Source organism: Blastomonas sp. CCH1-A6, from assembly GCF_001556365.1.
In the GTDB taxonomy this organism is placed as follows: Bacteria; Pseudomonadota; Alphaproteobacteria; order Sphingomonadales; family Sphingomonadaceae; genus Blastomonas; species Blastomonas ursincola.
In genome coordinates, this window is the sequence record NZ_LSIS01000466.1 from 18519 (window position 1) to 35720 (window position 17202).

Consider the following 17202-nt stretch of genomic DNA (forward strand, 5'->3'; position numbering starts at 1 on the left):
GGACCTAAGAACATGTACGCATTCGATATTGATCCCAACGCTCCCAAGGCGCAGCTTTATGACGACCTGCATTCTGCCGCCATGGCACTGATCGATGGCGAGCCCGACGGGGTGGCGAATATGGCCAATGTCGCGGCGCTGATCTGGCAATTCCTGCCCGATCTCAACTGGGCCGGGTTCTATCGCATGGTCGAAGGCGAGCTGGTGCTGGGCCCGTTCGTCGGCAAGCCTGCGTGCATCCGCATCGCTCTGGGCAGCGGGGTGTGCGGCACCGCCGCGGCCAGCGGCGCAACCCAGCTCGTCGAGGATGTGCACGCCTTTCCCGGGCATATCGCCTGCGACGCGGCGAGCCAGTCCGAGCTGGTCGTGCCCGTGATCCACGAGGGCAAGGTTACCCATGTCATCGACCTCGATAGCCCCCGCATGGAGCGGTTTGACGCTGATGATCAGGCCGGGATCGAGCGGCTGGCCCGCAGTCTGGCAGGGCGCATCTGATCCGCGCTTAACCCCGCCATCCCGGTCTGCCCCATATTGAAACAACGGCCTGGCGGCGCGCCGGTTTTACATTCGCGCGATGGTACGCTCGCTGTGCAAATGCTAACAAAGGCTTAACAAATCCGGGCGGCCGCGCGACCAGGATCGCGCTGCTGCTGCGGATCACCTGGTGTTTGCCCAAGGGGAGTTAACCATGAAGAGCCGCGCCTTTGCTTCGATGCGTCACGCCGTCCTTGCTGCCAGCCTGATGACTGCAAGTGCGATGGCGAGTTCGGCCCAAGCCGCCGAATCGCCCTGGAAAAAGGCTGGTGCCGGCCCGGTCGATCTTCACCTGTCGAGTGCGCTCAACGGTACCCCGGTGGTCCGTCCCGGCTATGGCGTGCGTTTTCCGGTGGGCGCGCCCGCCTATGTCCGTCCGTTCCGTGGCTTCATCCTTCCGCGCGTCTGGATCGCGCCGACCTATTATATCGCCAACTGGCAGGGCTACCGGCTGCCGCGTCCAGCCCAGGGTTTCGGCTGGTCGCGCTATTACGACGATGCGGTGCTGACCGATCGCAACGGCCGGGTCTATGACAGCGTGCAGGGCGTCAACTGGCAGGCGGGGCCGGGCGCTACCACCACCGTGGTGCAGCAGACCTATTCGCCCGATTACGACCCCTATAATTATGACAAGAGCCTGTTGCTGGGCAATGATGACGTCGTTCAGGGTACGCACTGGAGCCGCCAGGCCGATGATGATGCGGGAGTCGACTTCGATCCCGATCTGCCGCCGCCCCCGCCACCTGCCTATGCTCCGGTGGACGAGCGCGCGTTTCTGGAGGCATGCCGCCGTGACAATGGCCTGGGCGGGGCAGCGGCCGGGGCTGCCGTGGGCGGCTTGGCAGGCAACCGCATCGCCGGTCGAGGCAATCGCACGGGCGGCACGCTGATCGGCGCGGGCGTCGGCGCGATCGCCGGAATGGTAATTGACAAGGCGGAAGATCGCGAGCGCTGCAAGCGGCTTCTCGCGGCCGAACGCGCGGAAGGGTATGATGCGCGCTATGCGCCGCCGCCGCCGGTGGCCGGCCCTGCTTACGCGCCGCCGCTGCCGGGCTCGGGCTATGCGCAGCTTGATGATCGGACGTTCTTGGAAATCTGCAGGCGTGACAACGGACTCGGCGGTGCGGCGATCGGTGCCGGCATCGGCGGTCTGGCGGGCAACCGCATTGCTGGCCGCGGCAATCGTACCGGCGGTACGCTGATCGGTGCAGGCGTGGGCGCGCTGGCAGGCATGCTGATCGACAAGGCCGAGGATCGCGAGCGTTGCAAGCGGCTGCTGGCGCAGCAGCCGGTCGCACCCGGCCAGCCGGGTGGCTATCCGCCGCCGCCTCCGGGCTATTATTACTATTATCCGCCGCCGATCGTCACCACGATTACGATCACGCCAGGTAGCTGCAACTGCAACGAGACCGTCGTGGTGACCGAAGGCGCACCCGCGCACCATGCTCCGGTGGTGCATCACCGCAGCAAGAACGTGCGCGTTTATCGCAAGTGATGTTCAACTGCTGACCGGCGTGTCGACATAGCCGGTCAGCCCCCAGGGATCATAGGGGCCGAGCACCAGCTGCTCGAACGTGCCCATGCCGCTCTCGCCGTCGCTGGTGGTGACGCGGCAGAGGATCTGCACGTGCAGGTTGCCCATGTCGGGGGCGAGCGGATCGAGCGCGGCGAGATCGAATTCCTCACGCTCCACCGCCAGCGCGCCATGGTGGAGGCCATGGCCCCAGCGCGGGCAGGTATAGCCAAGCCCACGCATCTGGAAGCGCTGCACCGGCTCGAACGTCACCATCAGCGGCCCGCTATCGGTTTCGATGCTGAGCTCGCCGCCCGCTGGCCAGCGGGTGCCGGGATGATGACGGGTCGTCATGCGCGCGGCGGGGGTCTCGACAAAGCCGTCATGTCCCGCGCCATCGGGGGCGATCGCGGCACGAGTGTTCCATGGCGTGCCACTGCGATGCGCGTTCAAATGGAAGAACAGGCTGCGCCGCTCCAGATTGACCGGGGTCCATTGCCAGAAGAAGCACGGCTGGCGGCTGGCCGAATGCGGCTGCATGTCGGCGGCGCCTACTGGTCGCACCCCCCAGCTTCGATCGCGGGTACCGCTGCACCCCTGTGCGAGCGCGATCCGCTCGCCATCGACCTCGATCCAGCCGGCATAATGGCCATTCTGCGTCATCCGCGTATAGTCCATGAAGGTGCGCGGGCCGTTGCGAAAGTTGAAGCGCGGTTCCTCGATCGGGAAGGCGCGACCGGTAAAGGTCAGTTCCGCCCTGATGCCTTCGCCATCGACATGCACGCGCAGCACACGGAGCGGTTCGATCACCTCGATCCGGATCGGGCCGACCTCCAGGTCCATCCGCTCCATCCCAAGTTCTCGCGATGCATGAAGATTGTGCTGCACGCCATTGCGAATGCAGGAAAAACTGGCGTCGGCTATGTCAAGGTGCGGGTAGACACCGAAGGCCAGCGCGAAAAAGCCGCTGCCATCGGGGTTATAGCCGTTGAAGAAATAGCGGTCGTAGAAGTTGCGGTCGGTTCCTGAATAGGCAATCGGCTCGGCCGTCTGGTGCAGAGGAAAGTCATCACCTTTGGTCAGCATGTGCTTGTCTCCGCTTGTTTCTCTGCATGGTCGAGCAACGCCTGAATGCTGCCATGGTCGAGCGCGAGGCTGCAGGCGCCTCGGGCCATCGACAGGAAATTGGCATCGCCGCGTTCGGTGCGCTCGACAAAGGCGGCGCTGAACACGGCGGTGGACAGGCCGGTCAGCGCGCCGATGCGATACTCGTTCCAGATGTCGGCGCGGTGGCGCGGCACGCCCAGCCGGGTCATCTCGGCGCAGTACAGGTCGATCAGGTCCATTTCGTGCGCACGCCGCAGTTCGGTGCCGATCCCCGTCCCCAGGAAATAGCCGAGATCACTGGTCCCGCCGCCGGTTACGCACGTCTGCCAATCGACCACCGCCAGCGGCTCGGCACCCCCGCGGATGTCGAACAGCATGTTGTCGAGCCGGTAGTCGCCATGGGTGATGCAGCGCGTCGATGGGGTGAAATGGAACCACGCGGCGCAATGCGTGGCCAGCTGTTCGCAGATATCGAGATATTCGGGCTCGATCTGTCCGGCATAGCGCTCGCGAAAAATGGCCTGGGCCCCGGGATAGGCGGAGATGATCCAGTCGCGCGCCGCAAGGTCCGGCAACAGCCAGTCTTCGTCGAGCAACGGGAGGCCATCGGTGGACGCGTGGAGCAAGGCCGCCTCGCGCACCGCTGCCTCGGCCTCCGCCAGCGTGCACGAATGGAGCTGGTTGCCCACCCGGGCGGGGCCGAGATCCTCGAACAGCAGGATGAAATCGCATCCCGCCTTGTCGATCAGCGCGGCATAGACCCTTGGAACTCGCATCGGGATGTGCGGGGCGACGCGCGCGTAGAAATTGACTTCGCGCAGATAGAGCCGGAAATGCGCTGCCGTTGCACGGCTGGTCGCATCGCGCGAGGGCAGTTTCGCGGCAATGGATGTCGGCGCGTGCGGGGCAGGGCGATCATAGCCCAGGTTGATCCGCACGGTATCGCCGACCTGACCGGTGCCGATCGGCGCGATATCGAGCGAGGTGATCTGCGCGCCGTGCAGCGCATCGCTGGCATCGAGCGTGGCCTGCAGCCACTCGCGGCTGATCTCTTCCGCTCGCGTGGGAAATCCCGGCATCGCTCTCCTTTCCACCGGATCGCGTCCGGTGACTGTTTAATCGTACGATTAAACAAGCGAGGGCGAATTGCAATCCGTCAAATACGGGGGGGGCGAGCTGGGGTGTGTCAGGCGAGTTCGCTCGCCAGCCGTGCCTGCATCTGGTGCACCATCGGGTGCATCGCCTGGATCTCCGCGAACCCGAGCCGATCGGCTTCGAGCGATCGTTCCAGTCGCACCAGGCGATCGAGAAGGTGCTGGGTCTCATAGACCAGCCGCTGTGCTTCGGCAGGCAGCCGGGCGACGACGAACGGGTCGCTGCTGCTGCATTTGCCCAGCGAGCGGCTGCGGCTGCGCAGCTGGTGCTCGGAAAGCTCTCCCGCAAAAAACGCCTTCTGGTTGAGCAGCCACGCGATCGAATGCATCAGCCGCGTGGTCACGCGCAGCGACTCGCACGACATGTCGATGCGGATTTCGTCCTGATCGGCGACGCCCTGCTGCTCGACGGTGAGCTCGAAATAGGAGCGGGCCTCGTCGGCGAGCACCATCGCTTCGACGTAGAGCGACTCGACCAGCTTGGCCGTGAAGGGGGATTGGATGCTTTCCATTTGGCTTGTCTGCCAAATCTGCGAGGACCTGCACAGATCAAAGACTTGGTTAACGCACGGTTACACCTCCGTGTGTCAACTCGGAACAGTCACTTCGCCGCGCGCGAACCGGTTCAGGCGATGATGTCGGGGATGAGATAGTCTTCGAGAATGGCGATCTGGTCGCGCAGCATCAGCTTGCGCTTCTTCAGCCGGGCAAGCTGCAGCATGTCGGGAGTGCCGCCGTTGCTGAGCGCAACGATGGCATGATCGAGATCGCGATGTTCAATGCGCAATGAGGCCAGCTTCTGCCGGACTTCTTCCTCTGTCACGCGCGCGCCCTTTCCCCACCACAGCCCGCCGCCGAAAACGGTGCGGAATCGCCATAGCGCAGGCGCGAGGCCTGCCGGTTATCGCGGTTATGGAATGTTTCGCCGCAATGCAAGCGCGCCTGTGCATAACCGCAAAGACAGGCCGGAAATTTTATGTTTAGATTGTGCCCCCACGATGAGAAGGCAACGAGTCGAAGGAGACATACATGCTGAACGACAGCCATACCGAAGCCCTCAAGGCCAAGCATGCTGGTATCGAACGGATGATCCACGACGAAGAGCGCAGGCCGGCACCCGACACTGCGCTGATCGCCAAACTCAAGAAGCAGAAACTGCGTATCAAGGAGGAAATCAGCCTGCATTGATCAGGCTGATCTGATCACCGCGGATGTCGGCCGGGGGGCCTGACGTCCGCAAAACCGCCCGGCGCGCCTGCAAGGCCTGATATAGGCCGGGGGCAGAGCGCGCGTCGGGCGAGGGGGGCTCCCGCCAGCCGCGCTAGCGCAGCACGCTCAGCGGGTCGACCAGTCGGACATCGTGCATCTGGTCGAGATAGGCTTCGTAATAGCCCTTGTGGGACAATCCCACCACGGTGAGCATCCGGGTTCCCGGATAGCGGCCCAGCACATCGCGCATGTTCGCCACCATGCGCAGGTTGCGCGTTTCCCAATAGGCCAGATACTGACGGCCGAAGCCCTGCGGCGAGGGTTCGGCCAGCGCTGCCCCGAAATCCGACCGATAGACCAGCATCGGGCCGTCGGGAGCATTATAGGTGCGGTAGAGATTCAGCAGGCCGTCGGGCTGATCCAACCTGGCTTCGAGCGCGGCGCTCATGTCCTGGCGAGCCTTGGAAGCAGGATTGTCCCAGGCTGTGGTAATCGCCTGTTCGAAGGCCTTGTTTTCCGCCGGGTCGCTGGGACTTGGGGTATCGGCTGAATGGTCATCCACGCTCCACAGCCGCTCCAGTCCTAGCCTTGCCGCCAGCGCAGCAGCGATCTGGCAGGTTTCGTCTTTTCGCATGAGCCGGCCCTCGAGCCATTGCACCAGCGGCTCGGTCAGACCGTCGCCCGCCCTGCGTTCTTCGGGAGGCAGGCGCAGCCATTGGACGATCGCCGAACCCGGCTCTCCCGCCGCGAGAAAGACCGCCGCAAGATGGCGCCGCTGGCCCGGTGTTGGCGCGGCCGGCCAGTCCGCCAGCAGCCGCTCAGCCTCGGCATTGGCGGCTGGCAAATCCAGCCCGGTCGCTGCGGCCGCTGCTGCCGGGTCGAAGCAATAGGTCTTCACCGTCTCGGCATAGCGCTGCGGATAGCGGCGCAGGCTGTCGCATTGCAGGCCTGACAGGTTTTCGGTCGCGATCGCCGTGGGGTGCCACGCTGCGAGCCGATCAAGCAAGGGAGTGAGCAACGCGTTGAGTGCCGCGGTTGTGTCGCGGTCGGGCAGGCCGGCTAGATGCGGCGTGCCGAGCACGAGAACCTCGTTAGGTGCGCCCTTTGGCGGCCCTTTCAGCGCGTCGGGACGGAAGTTCGGGCGATATTCCTGCGCTGCAAGCGGCGCCGCTGCCAGGCCCAGCGCGGCGACGATGGGCATGGCCCGTGTCAGGCCTGCAACGAATGACGATGGAAAAGGCACGATGACCCCCGGAATTGTTGTGTATTGCTGTGTTGCTACACTGCGTCAACAAGGCTGTCTATCGTCCAATCATCCCCCAAATCGGATGGAAGCCCGGATGGCGTGCCGTCTCGCTGCGTGCTAGACCCCCTTGCATGTCCGAAGCCCAGATCAACGCCACGCTCGCCGCCCGCAACATTCTCACCCGGCTTCACGATGTCATGGCCGCGCGCACCAACGCGCAGGCCAAGCTCAATCAGGTAGTCGACATCATCGGGGATTCGCTCAACAGCGAGGTGTGCTCGATCTATCTGCTGCGCGAGGGCGTGCTCGAGCTATTCGCGACGCGCGGCCTCAATCAGGAAGCGGTGCACGTCACCAAGCTGGCGCTGGGCCAGGGCCTGACCGGCACGATTGCCAAGAATGTCGAGACGCTGAACCTCGCCGAGGCGACCGCGCACCCCGACTTCCAATATCGTCCCGAAACCGGCGAGGAAAAGTTCCACAGCTTTGCCGGCGTGCCGATCGTGCGGATGGAGCGCGCGGTGGGCGTGCTGTGCATCCAGCATGTCGAGCCGCGCCGCTATCTCGAGGTCGAGATCGAGGCGATGCAGACCGTGGCGATGGTCCTGTCCGAGCTGATCGCCAATGCCGGGCTGGTCGATGCGCAGGCAGCGCTCGATGGTGGCGCCGAACGCACCCATTCGCAGCGTGAAATGGGTTTCCCGCTCGTCGCGGGGCTTGCCAGCGGCAAGGCGGTCTTCCACCAGCCGCGCATCACCATCGAGCATGTCGTCGCCGAGGATGTCGAGGCCGAGCGCCAGCGCGTCTATTCCGCCTTCATCAAGATGCGCGAGCAGATCGACAAGATGGCGAGCCAGGCCGAGTTCGGCAAAGGCGGCGAGCATGACGAGGTGCTCGAGACCTACAAGATGTTCGCCTATGACGAAGGCTGGTCGCGCCGGATCAACGAGGCTATCGACAGCGGCCTGACCGCCGAGGCCGCGATCGAGCGCGTTCAGCAGCGCACGCGGATGCGGATGCGGCAGATCGACGACCCGCTGCTCGCCGACCGGATGCACGATCTGGAGGACCTGTCGAACCGGCTGCTGCGGATCGTCTCGGGCCAGATCGGCACGGCGGCGCAGATGGGGCTGCGCCAGGATACGATCCTGATCGCGCGCAATCTGGGGCCGGCGGAACTGCTCGAATATGATCGGCGCAGGCTGAAGGGCGTGATCCTGGAGGAAGGATCGCTGACCGCCCATGTCACCATCGTCGCGCGGGCGATGGGCATTCCGGTGATGGGCCGGATGCGCAACATCCTGCACCAGGTGCGGCAGGACGACCATCTGCTGATCGACACCAACGAGAATTCGGTGCTGATCCGTCCCGCGCCGCAGGTGATCGAGGCGTTCGAGGCTAAGTTCCTGCGCAGCCGCGAGAAACAGGCCGCCTATGCCGCGCTGCGCGATGTCGAGCCGCGCACCACCGACGGAACGCGGATCGACGTGCTGATCAACGCAGGTCTGCGCGACGACATCGCGCATCTCGCGGTCACCGGGGCCGATGGCGTGGGGCTGTTCCGCACAGAGTTCCAGTTCCTCGTGTCCGCGACGCTGCCGCAGCGGGAGCGCCAGCTGCGGCTCTACCGCGACGTGCTCGATGCGGCGGGCGAAAAGCCGGTCGTGTTCCGCACCGTCGATATCGGCGGCGACAAGTCGCTGCCCTATCTGCGCGAAGACGGGCCGGGCGAGGAAAATCCTGCCATGGGCTGGCGCGCGGTGCGTGTGGCTCTGGAGCGCGACGGATTGCTCAAGGTCCAGGCACGCGCGTTGATCGAGGCGGCGGCGGGCAAGACGCTCAATGTCATGTTCCCCATGATCGCCGAACCCTGGGAGTTCGACGCGGCGCGCCAGGTGTTCGACGATCAGCTCGCCTTTCTCAAGGGGCGCAAGAAGCTGCTGCCTGATCGCATCCGCTTCGGGGCGATGCTGGAAGTGCCTGCGCTGGCCGAAACGCTCGATATATTGGGGCCAAAGATCGATTTCCTCTCGATCGGCACCAACGATCTTACGCAGTTCCTGCTCGCGGCGGACCGTGCGCATCCCAAGCTGGCGCAGCGCTATGACTGGATTTCGCCGGCCATCCTGCGCTTCATCCGCAGGGTCGTCAAAGCGGTCGAGCCCTATAATATCGACCTGACCGTCTGTGGTGAGATGGGCGGGCGGCAGCTTGAAGCGCTTGCGCTGCTCGCGGTCGGCATTCGCCGGCTGTCGATCACCCCGGCTGCTGTCGGTCCGATCAAGGCGATGGTGCGCTCGCTCGACCTGCAGACCGCCACGGCCAAGATGGATGAAATGCTGGCCTATCCGCCTGCCAACATGCGGGAGGTGCTGCAGGATTGGGCCATCGCACAGGGGATGGAACTCGGCTGAGGCAATCCTTTACGGTCAGCCATTTGCGACACAATCGTTACAACTGTTTTCAAGCCCGAATGGGTTAAGATTCCGCCAATTTCGTTGACTTCGGGATTGGTTCATGTTTCTCCCGAAATGGAGCCAACAGGATAACCGGGACGACCCGGATCGGGAGCGCAAACGTGTCTGACACGCCCTATAACGCAGGTGGTGCGTCATCCGAGGATGGCGCGACCACCGGGGATCTGTTTCCGCCCGCGCATGTGGGCGAGCGGCTGGCCTCTGCCCGTGTGGCGCGCAGCCTGACACTCAACGACATCGCCTCGCGCACCCGCATCCCCATGCGCCATCTCGAAGCGATGGAGGCGGGCAAGTTCGAGACGCTGCCCGGCCGCACCTATGCCATCGGCTTCGGCAAGGCCTATGCGCGCGCGGTCGAACTTCCCGAAGAAGAGATTGCCCAGCAGATACGCGAAGCGCTTGGTGGCGCGTCACACGTCCCGACCCGCGAGGTCACCCAGTTCGATCTCGACGAGCCGAGCAAGGTCCCGTCGGCCAAGCTGGCGCTGCTTGCGGCGGTGACCGGCGCGGTCATCCTGCTGGCCGGGTTCGGTATCTGGCGCAGTTATCTGTTCCCCGCGGCCAATGTCGAGGAACTTGCCCAGGCCGCCGATGCGGCCTCCGCGAGCGATGCCGCACCTCCCAAGCGCAAGGCTGGCGGCACGGCGCCATCCGCGCCTGCAGTCGATCCCAAGGCAGAGGTCGTGTTCACCGCCACCGAGGACAATATCTGGATCAAGTTCTATGATGGCGAGGGCAAGCAGCTGATGCAGAAGCAAATGGCGCTTGGCGAGCAATATACGGTGCCGGCCGACGCGGTGAACCCTCAGGTCTGGACCGGTCGCCCCGATGCGTTCGAGATCACCGTGGGCGGGCGCACGGTGGCACCGCTCGGTACTTCCGAAGTTGCGGTCAAGGACGTGCCTGTGACGGCTGCCGCGCTGATGGCACGCCCGGCTGTCCCGGCAGCGACGGCCAGCCAGGAAAGCCGCAGCGCCAGTACCGAGGGCTGAGCTGCATCAGCGCTTCGGTCAACTGGCGTTCAGTGACGTCATGCCATCCAAATTCGTGCTAGCGCGGCTTTGACGAAAGCGGCGATCGCCCTATAGACCTTTTGTGCCTGACATCCGTTCGATCTGGAGCCTGACATGACCACCGCCCGCCTATCACCCGTAATTCCGCGCCGGATCGGCCTTTCTGCCCGGATGCTCGCTGGCACGGTGATGGCGGCGCTGGTCGCCACGGCCAGTCCCGCAGCGGCGCAGGCCGCTCCGCTGGAACCGCGCGTCAAGAAGCTGGAATCGGAAATGCGCGCGGTGCAGCGCAAGGTCTTTCCGGGGGCCTCGGATCGATTCTTCGAGCCCGAAATCGCAGCGCCGACTGCCACGCCGACCCCCAGCGGTGTTTCGGCGAGCGCGCCGCTGACCGACCTGCTCCAGCGCGTGGACACGCTGGAAACCCAGATCACCCGGCTGACCGCTCAGACCGAGGAGAACGGCTTCAAGATCGGCCAGCTCGAAAAGCGGCTCCTGCAGCTTGAGGAGCAGGCCAAGGCCGCCGCTGCGGCCGCCTCCGCAGCACCCGCACCGACGGCTGCTCCCGTCGCTGCGGGAGCAGGTGCCGCAACGCCGCGTCCTGCAACGCCTGCGGCGGCGAGCGCTGCCGCTGCGGCCCCGAGCGCCGAACGCGTCGCCGCCGTCGCCAAGATCGAGAAGCCGCAAAGCGCCGATGCGGGCGAGGACGCCTATCTGTACGGCTATCGCCTCTGGGAGGCGAAGTTCTTCCCCGAGGCGCAGGCGCAGCTGCGTTTCGCGCTGGAAAAGCATCCCAAGCACAAGCGGTCGAGCTACACCCGCAACCTGCTCGGTCGGGCCTATCTCGACGATGGCAAGCCGAGCGCTGCGGCCAAGATGTTCGCCGAGAATTACGAAAAGGAACCCAAGGGTGATCGCGCGCCTGAAAGCCTCTATTTCCTGGGCGAATCGCTGATCAAGCTCAACGAAAAGCCCAAGGCCTGTGTCGCCTTTACCGAGCTGGCCGAAGTCTATCCCGAAGTGGCGGCAGGACGTCTGTCGGACCGGCTCGCTGCCGGGCGCCGCAATGCCGGATGCAAGTGACGCGGACCTGAATCGCGTCAGCGCGGCCCTCACCGCGCTGACGGGCGACAGCAAGGCGCATCTGCTGCTCGCCGTCTCTGGCGGGCCCGACAGCATGGCGCTGACCGATCTGGTCCGGCGCGGCTGGCTCGGCCCGGTGAGCGCGGCGACCGTGGACCATGGTCTGCGCCCCGAAAGTGCCGACGAGGCGGAGATGGTGGCGCGGTTTTGCGCCTCGACTGGCATGACGCACGCGGTGCTCCGCCCCGACCAGCCGATAACGGGAAGCCTGCAATCGGTGGCGCGCGCGGCGCGCTATGCATTGCTCGCTGCGCATGCCGATGCGATCGGCGCGGCCTTCATCGTCACTGCGCACCATGCCGACGACCAGCTCGAAACCATGCTGATGCGGCTTGCGCGCGGCAGCGGGGTGGACGGCCTGGCCGGGGTGCGCGCGCGCAACGGCCGGATCGTGCGTCCGCTGCTCGGCTTTCGCAAGACCGAGCTGGTCGCGCATTGCGAGCGCAACGCCATTGGCTTTGTCGAAGATCCCAGCAACGCGAATGCCGATTTCGACCGGGTGAGGATGCGGCGCGCGCTGCAAGACTTCGAGGGCATCGACCCGCGAATGGCTGTGCGATCGGCACATGCGCTCGCACAGGCAGGCGAAGCGCTCGACTGGATCGCAGCGCGCGAAGCAGACGGCGTTCTGGTGGCCGACCGTCAGGGGGTCCGGCTGGTGGAGACCGGCTATCCGCCGGCATTGCTGCGGCGTCTGTTGCAGATCGCGCTGCGCCGGGTCCAGAGCGATATCGACATGCGCGGACCCGCGCTCGACCGGCTTCTCGATACGCTGGCAGGCGGAGGGCAGGGGATGATAGGCGACGTCCTGTGCGGGCCCGCGGCGGACGGCCGGGGCTGGCATTTGCGGCCCGCTCCGCCACGCGGCGCTTCGACCAAGGGTTCTGCGCCAGAATAATGTCGATCGCAGGCCAAAGCGCGGGCAGATTATATTGTCATTCAGGATTAGCTGCCTATCTTGATCATGGTTTATGGCTGCAAAGGCTTTGAGATGAACGACGATCAGGATCCCGGTTCGAACCAGAACGGCTGGATGAAGAACATGCTCATCTGGGCAGGGGTCATTATCGGCCTGCTCGTGGTCGTGTCGCTCATCGATACGCGCGGCTCGGCCGATCGCGGCAGTTCGATCAGCTATTCCACTTTCCGCGACCGCGTGGCCGATGGCCAGGTCAAGAATGTCGTGATCTCGTCCGATCGCGTGACCGGCACCTATGTCAATGACGAGGCCTTCTCTGCGGTTCGCGTCGAAAACGACCCGACGCTGATCCCGCTGCTCGAGGAAAAGGGCGTCGACTATAGCGGCAAGGCGATTGAACAGCCCAGCCTGCTGGTCGCGATCCTGTTCCAGTCGCTTCCCTTCATCCTGATCATCGCCATCGCGTTCTTCGTTCTGCGCCAGGTGCAGAAGGGCGGCGGGGCGAGCGGCGCGATGGGCTTCGGCAAGTCCAAGGCCAAGCTGCTCACGGAAAAGGCTGGCAAGGTCACCTTTGCCGATGTCGCCGGTATCGACGAAGCGCGCGAGGAGCTGCAGGAAATCGTCGAGTTCCTGCGCGATCCGAGCAAGTTCGCGCGGCTTGGCGGACAGATTCCAAAGGGTGCGCTGCTGGTCGGCTCGCCCGGTACCGGCAAGACGCTGCTCGCCCGCGCGATCGCGGGTGAGGCGGGCGTTCCCTTCTTCACCATTTCGGGCTCTGACTTTGTTGAAATGTTCGTCGGCGTCGGCGCGAGCCGCGTGCGCGACATGTTCGAACAGGCCAAGAAGAACGCGCCGTGCATCGTGTTCATCGACGAAATCGACGCCGTCGGCCGCCATCGCGGATCGGGCCTCGGCAATTCAAACGACGAGCGCGAACAGACGCTGAACCAGCTGCTGGTCGAGATGGACGGTTTCGAGGCCAATGAGGGCATCATCATCATCGCGGCGACCAACCGTCCCGATGTGCTTGACCCCGCGCTGCTGCGTCCGGGCCGTTTCGACCGCCAGGTCGTTGTGCCCGTGCCCGATATCGAGGGCCGCGAGAAGATCCTGCAGGTGCACATGAAGAAGGTGCCGCTGGCTCCCGATGTCAACGCGCGCGTCATCGCCCGTGGTACCCCCGGCTTCTCGGGCGCCGACCTCGCCAATTTGGTCAACGAGGCCGCTCTGCTCGCCGCGCGTCGGGGCAAGCGTCTGGTGGCGATGAGCGAGTTCGAGGCGGCCAAGGACAAGGTCATGATGGGCGCCGAGCGCAAGTCCATGGTGATGACCGAGGACGAGAAGCGCATGACCGCCTATCACGAGGCCGGCCATGCCATCGTTGCAGTGCACGAACCCGCGTCGGACCCGATCCACAAGGCGACGATCATTCCGCGCGGTCGCGCGCTGGGCATGGTGATGCGTCTGCCCGAGCGCGACGTGTACAGCTATCACCGTGACAAGATGTACGCGAACCTCGCCGTCTCCATGGGTGGCCGCGTCGCCGAGGAAGTGATTTTCGGCTATGACAAGGTTTCGTCCGGCGCGAGCGGTGACATCCAGTACGCGACCAAGCTGGCGCGCGACATGGTCACCAAATGGGGCATGTCGGACGAGCTTGGCCCGTTGCAGTACGAGGAACAGTCGGAAGGCTATCTCGGCTATGGCCAGAGCCAGCGTCTGATGATGTCCGACGAGACCGCGCGCAAGATCGATGCGGAAATCCGTAAGGTCGTCGATCAGGGCTATGATCGCGCCAAGCAGGTGCTGAGCGATCATGTCGACCAGCTCCACACGCTGGCGCAGGCGCTGCTTGAATACGAGACGCTGAGCGGCGACGAGATCAAGGAACTGCTCGACAGTGGCAAGCTCGACCGGCCCGATGGCAGCAAGGTCAAGCCCGATGTCGCTCCCGGCATCGGCGCAGTGATCCCGCGTGCCGGCAAGCGCAAGGGGCCGTTCCACGATCCCAAGCCGCAGGGCGCCTGATCGCTCCCTTGCGGGCCAGACAGGGCCGATAGTGTGCGTATCGGTATGATCTTGATGACGGCGCTGGCGCTTCAGGCACCGGCGCCGTTGTCGCAACCAACCCCCATGCCGATCGAGACCGTGCGTGAATTCCTTGTTGCTGCAAAGGCCCTGATGGCGAAAGGAGCAGGCGGGGTAGGGACTCCCGAAGCGGACGCGGTACGGCAGACCATACAGGATGCGGCCAAGGCCTATCGCGCCGCGCTGGCCGAAAGCGCCAGCCGGGGGGAAGCGGTGCCCAGCTGTCCCCCTCCGCCTGGCCAGGCACAGCTTACCATTCCCGATCTGATCGGTGACTTTCAGGCTTTCCCGGAAGCCAATCGCGACATGCCCGTCACCACCGCCTTTGCGCTGGTCATGACCTTGCGTTATCCTTGCGTTGCGGCGCAAAAATGAGGTCATTTGCCGTTCATCAGGCAATGATAGACAGGCTGCGAGATCATGGAGGGAGCATGGGCATGAAGCGGGGCGTTCAGGCGGGCATTCTTGCAGCGGTGGTGATGCTGTCGACCGGAGCGGCATCGGAAATGACCGTGGGCGAGTTTCTGGCGGGAATGAAAAAGGCCGAAAGCATGGGACCTGCTGCCTTGCTGTCGAGCGACGTGCGCGCCTTGCGGGCAGAGTCGGACCGGGTACGCGAGCTGTATGTGGCCGACATTACCCGGCAGAAAAAGGCGGGCGGCAAGATGCATAGCTGCCCACCGGCCAGCGACCGTCCCAAGATGACCGGCGAGGAACTGCGCCAATATCTCAGCAGCCTTCCTCCGTCGGCGCAGAAAAAGCCGTTCCGGGTCGCGGTCTACGACCTGATGAAGAAGAAATTTCCCTGCAAGTAACGCGAGGCGAAAATCGTCCCCCGGCTTTGCGGCGCGGGGGGCGATGAAGCTCAGGCGGCGAGAAAGCCTTCGAGTCGCCCGCGAATGATCTGCTCCGCCTCGGTCATGATCCGGTCGATCAGCTCCTTGCAGGTGGGAATGTCATGGATCAGGCCAGCGACCATGCCGCAGCTCCAGGCACCGGCATCCATGTCGCCTTCCATCATGATCCGCGGGTAGACGCCCGCGACCTGCTCGATGATGTCAGTGAACTGAAGGTCCTTGCCCTTTTCCTTTTCGATCACCAGCAGCTTTTCCACCGCCTCGTTGGTCAGCACGCGCTCGGTATTTCGCAGCGGGCGCATCACCAGCCGTGTATCGAGCTCGGATGCGGCCACGATCGCCTGTTTCACATTCTCGTGCACCGGCGCTTCCTTGGTTGCGATGAAGCGGGTGCCCATGTTGATTCCATCGGCACCCATGGCGAGCGAGGCCACCAGCGAACGTGCATCGGCCTGGCCACCCGAAGCGACGAAGGGAATGTCGAGCTCGTCGGCGGCGCGGGGCAACAGGATCATGTTGGGCACGTCGTCCTCGCCCGGATGCCCGCCGCATTCGAAGCCGTCGACCGAGACCGCATCGCAGCCGATCGCCTGGGCCTTGAGCGCGTGGCGCACGCTGGTGCACTTGTGGATCACCTTGACGCCCGCTTCCTTGAGATAGGGCAGCACCGATTGCGGATTGTTGCCTGCAGTCTCCACCGCCTTGACGCCGTTTTCGATGATGACGCGGACATAACCGGGATAATCGGGCGCGGTGAGCACGGGGAGGAAGGTCAGGTTCACGCCGAACGGCTTGTCGGTCATCGCCTTGCACTTCTTGATTTCGGCATCCAGATCCTCGGGCGTCTTCTGCGTGAGGCCGGTGATGATGCCGAGCCCGCCCGCGTTCGACACGGCGGCCGCCAGTTCGGCAAAGCCGACATAGTGCATGCCGCCCTGGATGATCGGATGCTCGATGCCGAACAGCTCGGTAATGCGGGTCTTCATGAGGCTCTCTCCTTTATCTTATTGATTCGAGGGCAGATCAGACGAACAGGGCGACCGATTGCATTGCGGTCATCACCGGTTCGAGCCTGCTGTTCCATACCGTCATGTACTGGCTTGCCGCGCCATGATGCGCGTGGTGTGTGACCGATTCGAGCAGCCACCAGCCATTCTCGGTCTCGGGTGCGTCGGTGAGCAGGTTAACCTGCCAGTTCATGCTGCTCACCGGCCCTGCCACGTCCATCAGCCCCATGGCCGATGGCGGCAGTCCATCGCCGATAGCGAGCAATTCGGTCATCGGATCGAGCCCGTCGCGCTCGGCAAAACGGTGCCAGTTGGCGAGGCGTGGCGTGTTCATGCCCAGCTCGAGCCGCTTTTCGGGATATTCCATCTGCGACGTGAAGAATTCGGGCGGGCCGCTTCGCGTCTTGCCTTCCGCAGGGGGCGGCGCGACGTCGGGGCGGTGCACGCCCTCGAACTCGATCCGGCTCTCGCGCTTCGACATGAAGATGAAGGTGCCGATAAAGCCCAGCCCCTCGGCGCTGCGGATCTTGACCTCGACAAAGGCGGTGTTGCGGCCACGGCGCAAGAGGTCGGTCGAGATCGTCAGCTCGCCCGCCAGTGGCCCGACAAAGGCCACCTGGGCGGAGCGCAGCGGCGGCGCATCGGACACGGTCAATCGCGCGGCATGATGCGCCAGCGCGGAGGACAGGCCGCCATAGCAGGTGCGGCCCTGCATCCAGCATGGAGCGACGGAAACGGTCCAGCCATTGTCGGCGCGGACGAACGAAGCGAGGGTCTGAGCGAGATTCATCGCGCGATTAAGACCAGAGAATTCCGCCCGAATCCACCGGAAATTTGCCGCATTGCGGCTGCCGTTACGGATCGCTGGATATCAGGAGAGGGGAAGGCTGGTGGGCGTAGGAAGGATTGAACTTCCGACCCCTGCGATGTCAACA

At 64.4% G+C, this 17202-nt stretch carries 17 protein-coding genes; 10 read left to right on the plus strand and 7 right to left on the minus strand.

Going from position 1 to position 17202, the window contains the following annotated elements; translation table 11 throughout:
• The first annotated feature begins 12 nt into the window (after positions 1–12).
• Together AX735_RS20875 and AX735_RS26535 are read left to right on the plus strand one after the other, a co-directional pair.
• On the plus strand, positions 13–495 hold the full coding sequence (locus tag AX735_RS20875; protein ID WP_066284404.1) for a GAF domain-containing protein: 483 nt from the start codon (positions 13–15) through the stop codon (positions 493–495).
• A gap of 193 nt (positions 496–688) precedes the next feature.
• Positions 689–2029, plus strand: a complete 1341-nt coding sequence (locus AX735_RS26535) for an RcnB family protein (RefSeq protein ID WP_066284405.1) — start codon at positions 689–691, stop codon at positions 2027–2029.
• Between the two features lie 3 nt (positions 2030–2032).
• Here AX735_RS26535 and AX735_RS20885 read toward each other — a convergent pair whose 3' ends face one another.
• The 4 genes from AX735_RS20885 to AX735_RS20900 all read right to left on the minus strand — a co-directional run bounded on the left by AX735_RS20885 (position 2033) and on the right by AX735_RS20900 (position 5131).
• Entirely contained in the window at positions 2033–3133 is a 1101-nt protein-coding gene (locus AX735_RS20885) for a hypothetical protein (protein ID WP_066284406.1), read from the minus strand.
• Positions 3127–4233 (minus strand): phosphotransferase family protein, encoded by a 1107-nt coding sequence (locus AX735_RS20890; RefSeq protein WP_066284408.1) that lies wholly within the window; start codon positions 4231–4233, stop codon positions 3127–3129. The genes AX735_RS20885 and AX735_RS20890 overlap by 7 nt, the downstream gene beginning before the upstream one ends.
• 107 nt (positions 4234–4340) lie before the next feature.
• Positions 4341–4820 (minus strand): DUF1465 family protein, encoded by a 480-nt coding sequence (locus AX735_RS20895; RefSeq protein ID WP_066284409.1) that lies wholly within the window; start codon positions 4818–4820, stop codon positions 4341–4343.
• 113 nt (positions 4821–4933) lie between these two features.
• Positions 4934–5131 (minus strand): YdcH family protein, encoded by a 198-nt coding sequence (locus AX735_RS20900; RefSeq protein ID WP_066284411.1) that lies wholly within the window; start codon positions 5129–5131, stop codon positions 4934–4936.
• Positions 5132–5337: 206 nt separating this feature from the next.
• Here AX735_RS20900 and AX735_RS24685 point away from each other — a divergent pair, with 206 nt between their 5' ends.
• Positions 5338–5496 carry a YdcH family protein gene (locus AX735_RS24685; protein ID WP_023838338.1) on the plus strand — a complete coding sequence of 53 codons (159 nt, stop codon included), beginning with the start codon at positions 5338–5340 and terminating at the stop codon, positions 5494–5496.
• Positions 5497–5629: 133 nt separating this feature from the next.
• Here the strand turns inward: AX735_RS24685 and AX735_RS20905 are convergent, their stop codons facing one another.
• Positions 5630–6718, minus strand: a complete 1089-nt coding sequence (locus tag AX735_RS20905) for a DUF5694 domain-containing protein (RefSeq protein ID WP_066284413.1) — start codon at positions 6716–6718, stop codon at positions 5630–5632.
• A 176-nt stretch (positions 6719–6894) separates the two neighbouring features.
• Here AX735_RS20905 and ptsP point away from each other — a divergent pair, with 176 nt between their 5' ends.
• The 7 genes from ptsP to AX735_RS20940 all read left to right on the plus strand — a co-directional run bounded on the left by ptsP (position 6895) and on the right by AX735_RS20940 (position 15218).
• Positions 6895–9177, plus strand: coding sequence for a phosphoenolpyruvate--protein phosphotransferase (ptsP, locus tag AX735_RS20910; protein ID WP_066284414.1), 2283 nt, complete (start codon positions 6895–6897; stop codon positions 9175–9177).
• Between the two features lie 164 nt (positions 9178–9341).
• Positions 9342–10232 carry a RodZ domain-containing protein gene (locus tag AX735_RS20915; protein ID WP_066284415.1) on the plus strand — a complete coding sequence of 297 codons (891 nt, stop codon included), beginning with the start codon at positions 9342–9344 and terminating at the stop codon, positions 10230–10232.
• Between the two features lie 135 nt (positions 10233–10367).
• The gene (locus AX735_RS20920; protein ID WP_066284416.1) at positions 10368–11336 is read left to right on the plus strand and encodes a tetratricopeptide repeat protein; all 969 of its coding nucleotides are present in this window, start codon (positions 10368–10370) and stop codon (positions 11334–11336) included.
• A complete protein-coding gene (gene tilS / locus AX735_RS20925; RefSeq protein ID WP_066284417.1) occupies positions 11320–12294 on the plus strand; it encodes a tRNA lysidine(34) synthetase TilS in 975 nt (324 codons plus the stop codon). The genes AX735_RS20920 and tilS overlap by 17 nt, the downstream gene beginning before the upstream one ends.
• 93 nt (positions 12295–12387) lie before the next feature.
• Positions 12388–14343 (plus strand): ATP-dependent zinc metalloprotease FtsH, encoded by a 1956-nt coding sequence (gene ftsH, locus AX735_RS20930; protein ID WP_066284436.1) that lies wholly within the window; start codon positions 12388–12390, stop codon positions 14341–14343.
• A 51-nt stretch (positions 14344–14394) separates the two neighbouring features.
• The gene (locus tag AX735_RS20935; RefSeq protein WP_202189634.1) at positions 14395–14778 is read left to right on the plus strand and encodes a hypothetical protein; all 384 of its coding nucleotides are present in this window, start codon (positions 14395–14397) and stop codon (positions 14776–14778) included.
• 62 nt (positions 14779–14840) lie between these two features.
• Entirely contained in the window at positions 14841–15218 is a 378-nt protein-coding gene (locus AX735_RS20940) for a hypothetical protein (RefSeq protein ID WP_066284423.1), read from the plus strand.
• Positions 15219–15268: 50 nt separating this feature from the next.
• Here AX735_RS20940 and AX735_RS20945 read toward each other — a convergent pair whose 3' ends face one another.
• Together AX735_RS20945 and AX735_RS20950 are read right to left on the minus strand one after the other, a co-directional pair.
• Entirely contained in the window at positions 15269–16246 is a 978-nt protein-coding gene (locus AX735_RS20945) for an NAD(P)H-dependent flavin oxidoreductase (RefSeq protein ID WP_066284424.1), read from the minus strand.
• A gap of 37 nt (positions 16247–16283) precedes the next feature.
• Positions 16284–17057: a thioesterase family protein gene (locus AX735_RS20950; RefSeq protein ID WP_066284426.1), complete on the minus strand. Its 774-nt coding sequence runs from the start codon at positions 17055–17057 to the stop codon at positions 16284–16286.
• Positions 17058–17202 lie beyond the last annotated feature (145 nt).